The following is a 14848-nucleotide window of genomic DNA, read 5'->3' on the forward strand; positions in this document are numbered from 1 at the left end:
TAACACCCCCTACGTTGAAACGTAAGACGTATACAGAGACTACTACAGAGATTACTACAAAGAATAAAAACATATTGATCGAACCCGTTCGATCTGAGGTTGAAAAAACAGAATCTGAAATCACAAAACCAAATCAAATACGAGTTTCGCACGGGCATATAAAATTCTAGAAATGGCTTCAGAACAATAATTAATCTGTAACTTGCTAAGACGTATAAATTTACTTAAATTACAATAAGTTATTTTTAATTTATGAGATTTTTTCTATTTATATATTATGCTGAATTAAACTTAAAAATAGAGCGTTTTTTTATTGGTGCGAAACTCGTGTCAAAATCCAATTGATTTAGCGTTTGAAGGCATATTCTGGCCACAGGTTCAGCGTAAGGTGGGTAAGCAATCAGCCAAATCAGCATTTAAAACTCAATTCAAGTTGTGGCGGAAAGAGACAGGTGAGACAGCGGCACGAGTTTCGCAATCTCCAAAAAAGAAGTATAAATTTAAAAACAAGAAAAAATCAGGGTGTTCATATTTTGTCGGGTTATCCATGTATTAAAGATATCTATAAAACATTCTTACAAGTAAGCAGTTTAAGATACTCTGGTTTAGCGTTATCAGAAGTAAGTCCATCGCCTTTATCTCATGACACTGTTAGCCGATGGCTAAAAAGTAGATGTTTTAGACCTAAAGACCTATGGCGATTAGTTGAACCTTCTATAGACAAAAAAAGCCCTTGCGTACTAATTGCCGATGATACATTGATTGCCAAAACACGTAGTAAAAAAATAGAGATGGTCCATTATCAATATTCAGGTAATGAACATGAGGTTATTGCTGGCATAGGTTTAGTTAATTTGCTTTGGCATGATCTGACGAAGGTTGAATCAATTCCTATCAATTATCGTATTTATGATAAAGATTCTGATGGAAAAACAAAAAACACGCACTTTTCCGAAATGCTCACTCTTGCTAAAAAAAGAGGGATCATGCCAGAAGCCGTAGTGATGGATGCTTGGTATTCTAGCCTGGATAACCTGAAATCAATTCGCTCTCATGGTTGGATCTGGGTAACCACGCTGAGGAAAAATAGGATTGTTAACCATAACAAACAACTGAACAAGTTAGACATCTCAGAAGAAGGAACGTCAATACACTTGCGAGGATATGGTTGGGTAACCGTTTTCAAATTTACAGCCAAAAACGGCCGTATTAATTACATAGTAACAAACAAAGAGAATCCCACCCGTCAATACGTCCAATCTATCATGGATGCCCGTTGGTCTGTTGAAGTTTATCATCGAGAAGTTAAACAAAACTGTGGTATTGAACGCTGTCAAGCTCGCACGAGCCGAGCGCAAAGAAATCATATTTTTCTCGCTATTTCTGCGTGGTTTGAACAACATAAACGTCGTATATCTGAAAAAATAACCCTTTATCAACAAAATTGGGACGTAATCAAAAGTGCTATTACTGAGCAAATCCGTGTTTTATTAGCGTACCCAAATTAGTTTTGTGCGAAACTCGTGAGCGGAACAGTTTGCCGAATTTCTTGTAGCTGATATTTGTTCGAGGTTACAGGTTAATCAGTTTGGCTTTGAAAAGTTACATCCTGCCACTTACCTCAATGGCAAACGCTGGTTAGACGATAAACCGGTAATACAATCACATTCAACCAAACCTCAAGCAACAACCACATCAACGTTTACCGTTAGCAACGGCTTAGTATTTTTCTAACAAAATCATCATGAAATCAATTATCAAATCAATACTCATCCGTGGGTATAACTACGGCTGGCTAAGTGCTCGCATTGTTCAATACGGGTTTGACAAATTTAATCTGAGGGAAGCATGATAACGATTACACGAGTTTCGCACAAAACTAATTTGGGTACGCTAATAAAACACGGATTTGCTCAGTAATAGCACTTTTGATTACGTCCCAATTTTGTTGATAAAGGGTTATTTTTTCAGATATACGACGTTTATGTTGTTCAAACCACGCAGAAATAGCGAGAAAAATATGATTTCTTTGCGCTCGGCTCGTGCGAGCCTGACAGCGTTCAATACCACAGTTTTGTTTAACTTCTCGATGATAAACTTCAACAGACCAACGGGCATCCATGATAGATTGGACGTATTGACGGGTGGGATTCTCTTTGTTTGTTACTATGTAATCAATACGGCCGTTTTTGGCTGTAAATTTGAAAACGGTTACCCAACCATATCCTCGCAAGTGTATTGATGTTCCTTCTTCTGAGATGTCTAACTTGTTCAGTTGTTTGTTATGGTTAACAATCCTATTTTTCCTCAGCGTGGTTACCCAGATCCAACCATGAGAGCGAATTGATTTCAGGTTATCCAGGCTAGAATACCAAGCATCCATCACTACGGCTTCTGGCATGATCCCTCTTTTTTTAGCAAGAGTGAGCATTTCGGAAAAGTGCGTGTTTTTTGTTTTTCCATCAGAATCTTTATCATAAATACGATAATTGATAGGAATTGATTCAACCTTCGTCAGATCATGCCAAAGCAAATTAACTAAACCTATGCCAGCAATAACCTCATGTTCATTACCTGAATATTGATAATGGACCATCTCTATTTTTTTACTACGTGTTTTGGCAATCAATGTATCATCGGCAATTAGTACGCAAGGGCTTTTTTTGTCTATAGAAGGTTCAACTAATCGCCATAGGTCTTTAGGTCTAAAACATCTACTTTTTAGCCATCGGCTAACAGTGTCATGAGATAAAGGCGATGGGCTTACTTCTGATAACGCTAAACCAGAGTATCTTAAACTGCTTACTTGTAAGAATGTTTTATAGATATCTTTAATACATGGATAACCCGACAAAATATGAACACCCTGATTTTTTCTTGTTTTTAAATTTATACTTCTTTTTTGGAGATTGCGAAACTCGTGGTCTCTAGAGATTAAACCCAGCTTCAATATCTTCGAATAATCAGGAAACCCAATGAAATACCAAATCGAAGCAACCATTGTTAAGGATGGTGGCGAGCCTGTGCATTGGTATCGCTTTAGCGACAAAGCACTATCAGAACAGGATTGCCTGAAAATGTTATCGGCGCCATCCATGTTCAAAATGCAATTTAGCGAGATAGGTTACTACTGGACTATTGTCAGTGACAAGGCTGGAAATCGTGGCAAATTGCCAAAAGTGTCAATAGAAAATTTCACCTGTACTCCGCTAAACCTACCCCAATAAGAATCAAATAGGCAAAAATATGAAAATTCAAAGCATGGCAAATCGCTGTGAGGGACATCTTTGTGCCCAAAGTGAGGACTTCAATATATTTAACCGCCAAAAAGCGGTGATTTCGGGTAACTGGTCAGTCATTAACAACGGTATCTGTACATTAACGGATTTAGGATTGAGACACAATGGAAATGGATTAGTGTGGCTTAACTCGGGGATTTCTGTTCATGAGGCAGATAGTGATATTGGCCTAACAGGTCAGGATAAGCAATCTTATGATTATCATTCGGAGGTGCGCACAACTAATAGATTGGAAAATAATGATTATTATGAATTTGTGCAGCCCAAAGATATTGATAGTTATGCACTGAATATTATCGGCAAAGTCAATAAGAATTTTACTGAACGTAAAGACGGTTCACCTTTGGCTACCTTTGCGTTGTTGATTGACCAACAAGCACGGAAACAAGCGGTTGATAATTGGACGCTTTACCGTCATCCGAAGCAAGGCGATAAATACACGATTTTGAATAAATATTACCATCTCGGATTGATAAAAATCCATGAGGCTAAAGACTGGCAAGCTGAACCGCTACGATATATCGGGAATTTAATCCGAAACAATGCTGAATTTAGTAAGCTGATGAAACGACTGGGTTATACCAAAGTACGAACGCGAAAGATAACCGGAAAGCTCAATGATTTTTGGATTTATCGATGTAAAGAAAGAAGAGTTAATGAGTTGCGCACAAAAGAAACAATTAAAAACAATAAGTTAATACGATTTGTGCAGTACACAAAACAACCAATGAGAGCTTTTAAACACATCCTTGTCGATAGTGAATACCGTTATGTTTATGAAGACCATATCCATTTTCTAACAAAAAAACGTCAACGGATAGCAGGTAAACAGTTAACCGGTTATACAGCTAAAGGGGTGGAGATGAGAGAGATTAGCTGATGGAAGATAAATTACTCTTCCACGAATCAACGAAACAATCCGTCTGGCAAACCTTAAAAGCTGTTCTCGCAACAAACCAACCTCATCACCTCATCATCAAGCCCTACAAGCAAATTCGCTCGTTATCTCAAAACTCACTCTTTCACATGTGGGTGGGAGAGATAAGCAAATATCTGTGTGCTAACAACGCTAACGTTACCTCTGAGCAAGTGAAGGAAATGTTGAAACATACATTCTTAGGCTATGAGGTGGTTGAACGTATCGATGTGACCACACAGCAGCCAGAGCGCGTCAGAATGCTCAGAAGGACATCAAAACTTGATACGGGTGAGATGCATGTTTTTATGCAAAAAGTGGAATGCTGGGCGATTGGCATACGTTGTTTCGTGACGATGTCAATGCCAACTGAATTCTGATCCACTTTGCTAAAGTAAAACTGATCCACCCCCTTTAATTTACTCGCTAAGTTCCGGTTTCAATTTTTTATGTAGCTGACCGCTTTTTAGCTTGTCTTTTAACCAATAACTTTGTCCACTAATCTGTACAATATGTGCATGGTGCAGCAATCTATCCAGCATAGCCGCTGTTAGCGTCTCATCGTCACCAAATGTACTTGACCACTGAGCAAAAGACAGATTACTAGTTAAGAGCACACTACCCGCTTCATATCGCTTTGCCACCACCTGGAAGAACAGGTTTGCTTCTTCCTTGCCAAAAGGTAAATAGCCAACTTCATCGATAATCAATAGTCTAGGTTTACTGATAACTCGGGTAAGATATCCTTTAAGGTCACCTTGTCGATGAGAGGTAAGCAGCTGCAACATCATGTCCGCCGCAGTTAGAAAACGGATGCTTAATCCCTGCATCGCAGCCCTATAGCTGATGGCAGTAGCAAGGTGGGTCTTACCGACACCAGACGGACCTAGCAACACGATATTCTCCTGGCGCTCAATAAAAGCCAGTCCAGCCAGTTCCTGTATTTGGTTACGGGGAACACCGCTGGCATATTTGTAATCAAACTGCTCCAACGTCTTTATCACTGGCAGCCCAAATAAACGGAGTATCGTTTGACGCCGACGTTCAGTAAGTCCTTCATACTGGAGTCGAAAAACAGACTCTAGAAAGTCAGCGAGTGTACCGTTCTTGTCGACAGTTCCTTGCGCTACAGCTGGCCACTCTGTGCTTAGTCTGTCCAGTTTAAGCTGCTGGTAGAATTTTTCGATGCGTTCATACTGAAGACTCATATCGGCATCTCCAGAATCGACTGATAGACGGACAAAGGATGTTGTAGGCTCTCGATAGGAATGGGGCGAGTCTGATGTATCGGTAAAGGAAATGCTTGCATGACTTTCGGCAGCGGCAACAGTGCCAAGCGTTCTTGTAGCATGCGCTCTTCCGGCGATACACCCGTAGTGCCGTGTTTACGTACATTAGCTATTGTACTCAGCCAGTCTCCAATACGTGAGTTGGCGGCGGTAGCATCCAAAGTAAGCCCTGCCTGACGAAATGACGCGGTTAGTGGAACAATGAAACTGTTCTTAAGATAGTGATTAAAAGGTTCAACCTTACCTTTAGTCTTCGCCCTGTATGGACGGCAGACTTTCGGACTGAAAGCATATTTTTCGGCAAGTTTGATAAGCTGTGGGTTCCAGCGGTGTTTACCAGGACCATAAACATCACGCTCAATGATAATGGTCTTCGCATTATCAAATAGCAGCTGACGAGGCGTACCGCCAAAATACTGTAGGGCTGACTCAATCCCGTCGCCCCAGGCTGCTGAATTTTGACAGGTGTAAAACCTAACAAAAGTGGAGCGACTCCAGCCTAACGTGGCAACGAATGCCATCAAAGGATTCTTCCCCTGTCTGATAATCGTGAAGTCAACCTGCATCTGTTCACCGGGTTCAGTCTCAAAGCGGACAACATCTTCAATAACGGTTTTTTTCATAGGATGAAGAAAAGCGGTCAGCAAGCTATAGCTGCCTGTGTAGCCTCGTTCACGGATCTCCCGTAGCAATACGCAGGCCGGTATCCAATCAGGTCTGGCCGCCTCTACGCGTTCGAGAATATATACCTTGAAGGGATCCAACTTACCGGGTCTAGGCGCTCTCGATTTATAACGCATATTCGCCGCCGCTTCAGTGCTACGAAGATATCGCCTCCCGGTTACTCTTGAGCATGAAAGCCGTCGCGCAATCGCACGTATAGACATATCCTGGCGATGTAAAACAGAAATTTCCACTCTGATCTCCAATGTTATCATCGGCAGTACCTTAAAACTGCCATATTTATTCTTAGTGGATCAGTTTTACATTAGCAAGTGGATCATTTTTACATTGGTAGCGACACCGTTATTGTATACCTTGGATAGAAAAGAGATAGGTGGGGCAATCATATCCGCGGGGATTTACACCGAAGACCAACGATAACATTAATTATGGACATTGAGTCGCTGAGGCGACTTTTTTTATGGGTGAAATATGACAAATGTTATTTTTGGGGCGAAAGGTGGTGATGGCGGTGGACATAAACCCGTAGAGTCTCCTGATAGTTTGCTATCGGAATCAACCGCAAAATTACTCTTTGCTATTTCTGAAGGAGAAATTGCCGGGGGGTTAGATGCTACCCGTATTTTTCTAGATGGTACGCCTATCGGTAATGCTGACGGCAGTAAAAACGTTGAGGGCGTGACGTGGGAGTTTCGTCCGGGCAGTGAGCAACAGGCATACATCAAAGGTATTCCGTCAGTTGACAATGAAATTAGCATAAGCAGGGAGTTAAAAGATGAACAGCCGTATATCAGGTCGATAAATAACCTGAGTTCGGGATAAGCATTATCAATTATACTTGAAGATACGTACCTGCAACAGGTATCTTTGGTTTAGATGGCATTAAACAATATGCAACCAGTCCGCCTAATAAATTCACTACAAAGTTAGCCGGAGAGCGATGTCGCGTATGCTCTATTTGACAAAGATTTTTTAACTCATCAAATACCGTTTCAATGACAGAACGATGACGCAAGATGGCTTTGTCGAAACAAGTCTGTTTAATAGGCTTCATTTTCTTCTTGATATTCGTTATAAGGCTAATTCCCATCGTTTTGAGTTGCTGTTTCAGTGAAGCCGATAAATACCCTTTATCTGCGTACAAACAACCAGAAAGATCCTTTGTCAGCTCAGGCAATGGTTTCCGATCATCGGTGTTTCCTGGTGTGAGTCGAAAACTGAGTATTTCCCCCAAATGATTGATAATTACATGAAGCTTGAAACCAAAGAACCAACCTGTTGAATTTTTTCCCCGTTCAGCTATCCCATTGAAGACTTTATGTCTGCGGATCCGTAAGTTATCACACACCGCTATCGGAGTAGAATCGGCAACCGATAGCCCCGTGCATTTTCCCTTAATTGACTCAAACAGTGCCGTTAACGCTAAGGCACTACGCGGAAGTAACTCTACACAGCGTGAATAGGATGGCAAGTTAGGAAATTCCTTCCGGAGATATAAGCGGACATAATAGAGATAAAATACCTTGAATTGCCTGAATCGGAGTTGATGAAACAACACAACCAGTGTCATCATTTCCGCCAACGAAAGCTGAGTAGACCGTCTACGACGCTTAGTACCGTTAGTCAGCAAATATTCATGCATTTTTGGCTCGAAGTCTTTGCAAAAATCATCCATCAGGCAATAAAGTTCAGTAAGATTTTCCATAATTGTTTAACAATGCTCTACTCTTTAACCAGACTGTTAGAGTATTTTAACAAAACAGGCTCATTCAACTATTTGAATATCAAGACTTTCTCTTTATTTCTTATCCCGAACTCAGGTTATCCTAATACCGCTTTATTGTTTATCACCTTTGATACAAGACAATTTAATAATCGCATCCCTAAAGTCAGTTTGCGCCCCAAAGGTGGTTTGCTGGTAAAAGTACCCGCAAACTATGACCCTGTAAACCGAACTTATTCGGGCGTCTGGAATGGCACCTTCAAGTTGGCCGCGACGAACAATCCCGCCTGGATTTTTTATGACCTGGTTTTGAATAACCGTTACGGTTGTGGAGAGCGGATTAATAGCACACAGATAGATAAGTGGGATTTATACCAGATAGCCCAGTATTGCGATGAAAACGTTCCTGACGGTCAGGGTGGTTCAGGTAAAGAGCCTCGTTTTTTATGTGATATTTATATTCAGTCTCAGGAATCGGCTTATCAGGTATTGCGTGATATTGCGGGCATTTTTAGAGGCATGACTTTTTGGGCGGATAATTCTGTCAAAGCGGTGGCTGATATGCCCTCGGATGTCTTTCGGATTTTCACGCAAGCGAATATCGTCGATGGAAAGGTGACATATTCAGGCGGTAGTCAGCAAAACCGTTATACGCAGGTGCTGGTTTCCTATTCGGATGCCGATAATCACAGTCATGATGGGATTGAGGCGGTCTCTGATAGCAAACTGCAGCGCCGTTATGGTGTGCGTAAAACGGATATTTCGGCGATGGGTTGCACTCGGCAATCAGAAGCAAACCGACGTGGACGCTGGATATTATTAACGAATGCTTATGACAGGACGATTACCTTTTCAACAGGGCTTGAAGGGGCTATTCCAACGCCTGGACAGATTATAGGGGTAGCGGATGCAAATCTTGCAGGGCGAATTATTGGTGGCAGGATTTCATCTGTTGATGAGAGAAAAATTACGCTCGACAGGCAGGCAGATGTTAAATCGGGTGACAGACTTATCATTAACTTACCCGATGGAAAATCAGAAGCAAGAACCGTCCAGACGGTTAACGACAATATTATCACTGTAACAGCCCGTTATTCTCAACCCATTGAAAAAAATGCGGTTTGGACAGTAGATGCCAATGACTTGGCGATTCAGCTTTATCGCGTAATTAGCCTTCAGGACAACGCCGATAATACATATACCCTCACGGGGACTTTCCATAATCCAGATAAATATGCGCATGTTGATTCGGGCGCCAGGATTGATAAAAGACCAATTACTGTCATCCCACCGGGTGTTCAATCGCCCCCTAAAAACGTACATATCTCTGCTTATACCCAAATCAGTCAAGGGATTGCTGTTACAACGTTAAGCGCTGACTGGGATGCCACAGAAAATGCGATTGCCTATGAGGCGCAATGGCGAAGAGGAAATAATAACTGGGTAAGTATACCTCGAACATCTACATCCAGTTTTGAAGTTCAAGGGATATATGCCGGACGTTATCAGGTAAGGGTAAGAGCCATAAACTCATCGGATATCTCATCAATCTGGGCGAATGCGCCTGAGACAATACTGAAAGGTAAGGAAGGCGAACCCCCTACACCTGTTAACTTCAGAGCTTCCACGTTGGTGTTTGGGATTAAGTTAGACTGGGGATTCAACGAAAATACGGAAGATACGTTAAAAACAGAGATTCAGTACAGCGAAACGAATGACGGTGAAGGCTTGATGTTACTGGCTGATATCCCTTATCCGTCAAAAAGCCATGAAATGTCAGGGTTGGCCGCAGGGACAGTCTTTTATTTTCGCGCAAGACTCGTTGATAAATCCGGTAACCCGTCACCGTGGACAGAATTTGTGCGGGGTGAGTCAGAATTCGATGCCAGCAGTATCATTGATGAAATTGATAAAAAAATTAACGATACGGAAGCGATTAAGCAGCTAAAGAAAGGGATAGACAGTAGCACAGAAGCGATACTGGAAAACGCGAAGGGACTTAACGGCAATACGCAGTATTTCATGCGTCAAAATGGCAAGATTAAGGCGGAAATTGTCAGGGTTGACAATTATGTGGTAACCGAGACTAAAGCCTTGGCTGAATCTATCCATCAGGTCAGAGCGACAGCAGATAAGTCCTGGGCAGCCGCGCAAAACTCGCTACAAGCCAAATATGACATGAAAAAGGGTGAGGCTTCTGCAACCTGGACATCGTTAGTCAAGATTGTTTATGACGGCGTCTCTTATGATGCAGGCATGGTGATTGGTGCTGAGCTTAAAAACGGTAAAGTCAGCACACAAATTGGCTTTAGCGCCCAAACATTCATCGTATACAATCCGGCTAATGGCAAGATGGAGCCGGTTTTTGCCATCAAAAACGGTCAGGTAATTTTTAATGATGCGCTAATAAGTAAGGCAACCATTGAAAATGTAATAGTCGGAATGGATTTAAAGTCTAAAAATTATATTCCCGGACAACAAGGAACACGTATAGATATGGTTAACGGTAATTTTGAAGTTAACGGCGTATCCTCTAATTATCGGACAAGACTAACAAACAAAGGTTTTTATGTATATTTAGGCAATACTCCGATTATAGAAATTGGAGAATTTATATGATTGGCTTAAGAATAACAAATCCAGATGGTTCTTTTTTTTATTTTAATGAAAATACAACACCAGCGACAAATATATGGACAAAAGCTGTTGACGTTAGAAGAGGTAGTTGGACCTGCCCCAACCCAATACCGCAAGGTTATAAATTTGTTATTTCTCGCGGAGGAGCACTTGCTAGTGTAAGATTTGTGCAGCATGGTAACGCTATGGTTGCCGCAGGGACAGAAACACTAGTATCTTATTCTGAGTCTAATCGTTTAGTGACAGTACGTAATTTACACGGGGTGGGGACTGAACCTATCCAAATTATAGCTTATCCAGACTACAATAAAATACCTCTTGTAGGAAGCGCGGGGTTGAAGATACTAGGTAGCGCTATTTTTCTAAGTTCACTGCCGATAACTGGTTATTCATACGCTTTTCACAAGAAGATTATGATTATTGATGGAGTTTTTAATCCTGTAGAATTAGGAGCTGGTTTAACACCAGATAATGCCATTTATTTTTTTTATTCTACCGATGTAAAAAATTATATTGGCAGAGAGCCTATCAGGGATGGGGGTGGAAGTGTAAAAAGTTTGAGGATATCAAACATAAGACGTAATTCACATAGCTTGGCAAAATCTAAATATTATGTAATTGCTTTTAGGGCAGCTAAATCTGGCGAACTAGAGACCAAGGGGTGTGGACTAAAATTGCGTAATATTGATGGTAATGTGACATTTAATTCTCAGTTTAATGTTATGACAAAACCTGTTTTAGTACCAAGTAGTGAATTTGCGGTTGGAAAAGGAAAAACAATTCCAGGAATAAAAAGGCCGATGTACACCCCTCAACGGGTTGGAGATTATTTTTGGCATACGGATGGCGGTTATCTAGATTATCTAAATGTCTGTCAATACAGTGCAACAAGTTTAGGTCTTTCTCGTTACAGATATTTTTATAATTCAGCATATATTGGTGAAACGACAACCGCCTTGTCATCTTTCCCAGTATTAGTATTGGATGCAGAAGATTACTTTAAATTCTAATTAAAACCCTTCTTTTATTTATAACGGAAATAAAAATGATTTATTCAGATGGCACAATTACAATAGTGTCAGGCTCTTCTATTGTCAAAGGCACAGGCACAAAATGGAATAGCAATAATCCACTAGTATCACCTGGCATGTTAATGCTGATTAAAAATGGTGATGTGAATTATCCGTACATGATATTGGCAGTTAATAGCAACACGGAATTAGTCCTTGCTGAAGAAGCAACATTTTCAGCTACCGACACAACATACACGATTAATCTCACCGAGCCCAATAATAATTCTGATGCAGCAAGAGCACTTGTTGCAGCCAACACTTACATTATCTATTTTCTGCAAAACATGAACACATAGATGACTGAAAATGGTGTGGTTGAAATCACGTTACCGAGTGGTAAAACAGTTAAGTTAGCGTCGATTAAAGCACTGCAAGAGCTAGTAGAAAGCAAAGCAGATGCTAGTAGCATTGAAGAGATAAAAACTGCACTAGAAAGTAAAGCTGATACAAAAACTGTTGAAGACATAAGTGAAACGGTGACCGGTAAGTTTGATAAGGAAAGCGTAGTTCAGGAAATCGGTAGCGTTACTGATAAAGTCATGAGTCAAAAAGCATCTACTGATATTCTTGCGAAAAAAGATTCAAATGAACAACTTAGAGCTGGAAAAATAAGTGCCTCACATTCTACCGGTGACTCAGTTATATGGTTAGGAGATCCTAAAGAGGGTTATGATTTAGTCTATGTACGTTCATCTAAACGTGGTTTTATACGTAATAATAGGCTTAGCGTAGCAACTTATTTTCCAGATAAAGATGGAACATTTGCTTTATTGTCAGACATTCCAAAAATGATAGCGGATGCTAACGGTTTTTTTAAAAGAGCCTCGCCGATAGTAAAAATCCATCCCGATGGTAGTTTTGAAACCAACGAAGAATCAGAAGGGGCAAGAGTCCAACGAACTGGAATTGGCAGCTATTTTATTTCCGGCGTCATGGGTTATAACGCTGATGGAGCATGGGGTGTGAATGGCGGAATATCAATCCCTAAAGATATTAATGGATTAGAACTTATCTACGTCAGAGACAAAATCTTATCCAATGGTGATATTGAGATTCAAACATTTCACCGACAACACACCCATTTGCCTAGAGATTTTCAAAATTGGCGAATTAAAGAAATTATTGACGGCAAACCAGTTTATTACGCTGACGGTGAGCAAGTTGATATTCCACCCTCGACATGGTTAGACGTGCGGGTGCAAATGCCGGATAATTCAATCTGGAATAAGCAACAAACCAGAAAGGTAATAGCCCCATCACAGGGGCTTCATATTAGCAGCGTTGGAGGAAGTTGTTAAGAATTAGTTGTTAGTTGTGTGTGAGGGGTTTTGTGTGAGAACTAGGCTAAACGGGGAAATAAAGACGCTATATTTAGTGGGACAAATTTGGGACAAGTATCTGCGAGTATGATGAAGTATCCATAGGTATCTGAAGGCATCTTTTGACGTGAGAGCGAGGAAAGATGCGGTGTATCAATGAATTATAAGGTGAGTCTACTCACTTCTAAGCCGTAGGTCGTAGGTTCGAGTCCTACAGGGCGCGCCAATAAAATCAAGGCGTTATGTGAACTTTCCTCTGTAAATTAAAAATGACGGGTGCTGTTATCTCTTTGAGAGTCAACCCATTCTTCATAATCTTTTTCAGGCCAGCCTAAGAAAGTACCGCTTTTACTTTTCTGGGGAGTAGGAAAATCTTTCTTTTTCGCCCACATCCGCCACAAGGTAGGATGGCTTTTGCCGGTCAACTGGCACATTTCTTTAAGTCCGATATAACGGGTTGCCATTTTATAAACCTCTCTTTAATATTAAGCTGCTTCACTATTCGTCATAACGGTGAGCAATCAGGAAATTGTGAATCGTAGGTATGGCTTTGTGGTGATGTAATGAAGGAGGGTCAGTATGTCGCACCAATGTATTTAACTTGACATTCTCACAGTCCTAATCTTTTTTGGCGGTAGTTCCAGCCACTCAATATCCGCGGCATGAGACCTTGTGCGATATTTTAAGTACAAAATGTGCAATAAATAGCGTGTTACTTTTGCTAGACTCACAGCTAAAGCCGCGGATGTAGTTTTTTTGCTCAAATCCCTTAGTCACAGTACTGTTATCATGTATTATGTATGAATCATGAGGATAGGAGGTTCTTCGTGGTACACCAATTTCTTTACGAAATTTATTTTCTGACAGTGCCTCTTCAGAATAATCTCCTAATCCAACCGTTTTTGCTTCTTCAAGTAAAGGTGGATAGGATATGTATGTTTCTGTTTCGGAAGATAGAGGCTCGATATCAATACGTTCACCATTTAAATTATTAACAAGACGCTCACCCTTCAAATTGTTGAGAACGTGGATCAATTCATGAAAAATCTTGCACGCATCAAAGTTCTCCTGACTTATTGCTTGCTCGCTAGTGTGTTGAATTTTATTCAAATTGCAGTAAAAGTCAGAACCAGTTCCATGAGAGTTATGAGCATCTGCGTAAGAGTGTGGTACTACACCCAAATCTTCAGAATCGAGGTATATTGCCAATTTCATCGATTTATCGCGGAATATTTCATCAATAGATTTCAAAAGAGTGCTCCCAGTATCCGTTGACTCAATCTTATTGAGTGCCACTTCAAATCGTTGGTAAATATTATTATCACTCCCGAAGACAGAAAGGTATTGATTGTTTTGTAGCCAGTTTATCTTGCTTTTCTTTAGCAAAGATTAAATGTCTGTAGTTGTAACAGAACTAGAAGATGATGATAAGTTTAAATTTAGGGATCTTTTCTGTTTATCAAGTTTTAGTTTTTCCGTTGGCTTTGAATGGGTCATCTCATCTACTGAAGCGAGTAACTTCCTTGATGTTGAAGATTCTGCTGCCATGTTTCTATCCGCCTCTTTTGAACCCTTACCACTCAGACCTTCAGTGCGAATCTTGTTTAAACGTTCACTCAGAGGAAGCGGGATAGGCTCAAGTATATCTGAATAATCTTCAGACCGATAATACCGTCTACCAAATACCTTTTCCGTTATGGGGTCGTATCTCATCCAGATATCTTTTCCATTTTTATCTTCCGCTACTTTTACTACAGAAATACTTTTATTTATTCCTTCTATAAAACCCCTTACTTGTTTTTCAGCGGCGTTATTGATATGAACTTCTGTATAGGGGTCGGCTAACTCACTTAATTCTGATAGTTCGTTTTTCACCTCAACAAATTTAGCAACACCCGCAAACAGTAA

General features: G+C 40.6%; 16 protein-coding genes and 2 pseudogenes. 11 read left to right on the plus strand and 7 right to left on the minus strand.

All coding sequences use genetic code 11. The annotated features are described in order from the left end of the window. The first annotated feature begins 316 nt into the window (after positions 1–316). The gene (locus V3224_RS08770) at positions 317–556 is read left to right on the plus strand and encodes a hypothetical protein (RefSeq protein WP_334469943.1); all 240 of its coding nucleotides are present in this window, start codon (positions 317–319) and stop codon (positions 554–556) included. Then, positions 534–1508, plus strand: a complete 975-nt coding sequence (locus V3224_RS08775; protein WP_334469945.1) for an IS701 family transposase — start codon at positions 534–536, stop codon at positions 1506–1508. Before V3224_RS08770 ends, V3224_RS08775 begins: the two co-directional genes overlap by 23 nt. A gap of 371 nt (positions 1509–1879) precedes the next feature. Here the strand turns inward: V3224_RS08775 and V3224_RS08780 are convergent, their stop codons facing one another. Beyond that, positions 1880–2854: an IS701 family transposase gene (locus tag V3224_RS08780; RefSeq protein WP_334469947.1), complete on the minus strand. Its 975-nt coding sequence runs from the start codon at positions 2852–2854 to the stop codon at positions 1880–1882. Between the two features lie 121 nt (positions 2855–2975). Here V3224_RS08780 and V3224_RS08785 point away from each other — a divergent pair, with 121 nt between their 5' ends. From V3224_RS08785 to V3224_RS08795, 3 genes are read left to right on the plus strand one after another with little or no spacing between them, the layout of a single operon-like run. Next, positions 2976–3227, plus strand: a complete 252-nt coding sequence (locus V3224_RS08785; protein ID WP_334469949.1) for a DUF1187 family protein — start codon at positions 2976–2978, stop codon at positions 3225–3227. A 34-nt stretch (positions 3228–3261) separates the two neighbouring features. Continuing rightward, the gene (locus V3224_RS08790; protein WP_334469951.1) at positions 3262–4179 is read left to right on the plus strand and encodes a hypothetical protein; all 918 of its coding nucleotides are present in this window, start codon (positions 3262–3264) and stop codon (positions 4177–4179) included. Beyond that, complete coding sequence (locus V3224_RS08795; RefSeq protein ID WP_334469953.1) at positions 4179–4595, plus strand: recombination protein NinB; 417 nt, start codon at positions 4179–4181, stop codon at positions 4593–4595. Before V3224_RS08790 ends, V3224_RS08795 begins: the two co-directional genes overlap by 1 nt. 39 nt (positions 4596–4634) lie before the next feature. Here the strand turns inward: V3224_RS08795 and istB are convergent, their stop codons facing one another. Then, complete coding sequence (gene istB, locus V3224_RS08800; protein ID WP_334469955.1) at positions 4635–5423, minus strand: IS21-like element helper ATPase IstB; 789 nt, start codon at positions 5421–5423, stop codon at positions 4635–4637. After that, positions 5420–6442 (minus strand): IS21 family transposase, encoded by a 1023-nt coding sequence (gene istA / locus V3224_RS08805; protein ID WP_334469957.1) that lies wholly within the window; start codon positions 6440–6442, stop codon positions 5420–5422. The genes istB and istA overlap by 4 nt, the downstream gene beginning before the upstream one ends. 85 nt (positions 6443–6527) lie before the next feature. Here istA and V3224_RS08810 point away from each other — a divergent pair. Together V3224_RS08810 and V3224_RS08815 are read left to right on the plus strand one after the other, a co-directional pair. Beyond that, positions 6528–6608 (plus strand): annotated as a pseudogene (locus tag V3224_RS08810) (tail assembly protein); the annotation flags it as partial. Positions 6609–6659: 51 nt separating this feature from the next. After that, positions 6660–6995 (plus strand): annotated as a pseudogene (locus tag V3224_RS08815) (host specificity protein); the annotation flags it as partial. 25 nt (positions 6996–7020) lie between these two features. On the opposite strand, the gene V3224_RS08820 reads toward V3224_RS08815, so the two are convergent. After that, positions 7021–7893 (minus strand): IS982 family transposase, encoded by an 873-nt coding sequence (locus V3224_RS08820; protein ID WP_334467716.1) that lies wholly within the window; start codon positions 7891–7893, stop codon positions 7021–7023. Between the two features lie 12 nt (positions 7894–7905). Here V3224_RS08820 and V3224_RS08825 point away from each other — a divergent pair, with 12 nt between their 5' ends. The 4 genes from V3224_RS08825 to V3224_RS08840 are packed head-to-tail and all read left to right on the plus strand — an operon-like array spanning position 7906 to position 12919. Continuing rightward, a complete protein-coding gene (locus V3224_RS08825; protein WP_442890074.1) occupies positions 7906–10530 on the plus strand; it encodes a host specificity protein J in 2625 nt (874 codons plus the stop codon). Beyond that, on the plus strand, positions 10527–11558 hold the full coding sequence (locus V3224_RS08830; protein WP_334469961.1) for a hypothetical protein: 1032 nt from the start codon (positions 10527–10529) through the stop codon (positions 11556–11558). Before V3224_RS08825 ends, V3224_RS08830 begins: the two co-directional genes overlap by 4 nt. A gap of 35 nt (positions 11559–11593) precedes the next feature. Then, entirely contained in the window at positions 11594–11917 is a 324-nt protein-coding gene (locus tag V3224_RS08835) for a hypothetical protein (protein ID WP_334469963.1), read from the plus strand. After that, positions 11918–12919, plus strand: coding sequence for a phage tail fiber protein (locus tag V3224_RS08840; RefSeq protein ID WP_334469965.1), 1002 nt, complete (start codon positions 11918–11920; stop codon positions 12917–12919). Positions 12920–13203: 284 nt separating this feature from the next. Here V3224_RS08840 and V3224_RS08845 read toward each other — a convergent pair whose 3' ends face one another. The 3 genes from V3224_RS08845 to V3224_RS08855 form a co-directional block, all read right to left on the minus strand. Continuing rightward, complete coding sequence (locus tag V3224_RS08845; protein ID WP_334469967.1) at positions 13204–13404, minus strand: helix-turn-helix transcriptional regulator; 201 nt, start codon at positions 13402–13404, stop codon at positions 13204–13206. Positions 13405–13588: 184 nt separating this feature from the next. Then, positions 13589–14326: a M91 family zinc metallopeptidase gene (locus V3224_RS08850; RefSeq protein ID WP_334469969.1), complete on the minus strand. Its 738-nt coding sequence runs from the start codon at positions 14324–14326 to the stop codon at positions 13589–13591. Positions 14327–14329: 3 nt separating this feature from the next. Further along, positions 14330–14815: a hypothetical protein gene (locus tag V3224_RS08855; protein WP_334469971.1), complete on the minus strand. Its 486-nt coding sequence runs from the start codon at positions 14813–14815 to the stop codon at positions 14330–14332. Between the last annotated feature and the right edge of the window lie 33 nt (positions 14816–14848).

This window comes from Arsenophonus sp. PmNCSU2021_1 (assembly GCF_036919435.1).
GTDB classification, from domain to species: domain Bacteria; phylum Pseudomonadota; class Gammaproteobacteria; order Enterobacterales; family Enterobacteriaceae; genus Arsenophonus; species Arsenophonus nilaparvatae.

Excerpts from the sequence above, each read along its gene's own strand:
- V3224_RS08840 (WP_334469965.1), top strand. The coding sequence starts at position 11,918 with ATGACTGAAAATGGTGTGGTTGAAATCACGTTACCGAGTGGTAAAACA.
- istA (WP_334469957.1), bottom strand. The coding sequence starts at position 6,442 with ATGATAACATTGGAGATCAGAGTGGAAATTTCTGTTTTACATCGCCAG.
- V3224_RS08825 (WP_442890074.1), top strand. The coding sequence starts at position 7,906 with ATGCTCTACTCTTTAACCAGACTGTTAGAGTATTTTAACAAAACAGGC.
- V3224_RS08785 (WP_334469949.1), top strand. The coding sequence starts at position 2,976 with ATGAAATACCAAATCGAAGCAACCATTGTTAAGGATGGTGGCGAGCCT.
- V3224_RS08820 (WP_334467716.1), bottom strand. The coding sequence starts at position 7,893 with ATGGAAAATCTTACTGAACTTTATTGCCTGATGGATGATTTTTGCAAA.
- V3224_RS08835 (WP_334469963.1), top strand. The coding sequence starts at position 11,594 with ATGATTTATTCAGATGGCACAATTACAATAGTGTCAGGCTCTTCTATT.
- V3224_RS08830 (WP_334469961.1), top strand. The coding sequence starts at position 10,527 with ATGATTGGCTTAAGAATAACAAATCCAGATGGTTCTTTTTTTTATTTT.
- istB (WP_334469955.1), bottom strand. The coding sequence starts at position 5,423 with ATGAGTCTTCAGTATGAACGCATCGAAAAATTCTACCAGCAGCTTAAA.
- V3224_RS08790 (WP_334469951.1), top strand. The coding sequence starts at position 3,262 with ATGGCAAATCGCTGTGAGGGACATCTTTGTGCCCAAAGTGAGGACTTC.
- V3224_RS08845 (WP_334469967.1), bottom strand. The coding sequence starts at position 13,404 with ATGGCAACCCGTTATATCGGACTTAAAGAAATGTGCCAGTTGACCGGC.
- V3224_RS08795 (WP_334469953.1), top strand. The coding sequence starts at position 4,179 with ATGGAAGATAAATTACTCTTCCACGAATCAACGAAACAATCCGTCTGG.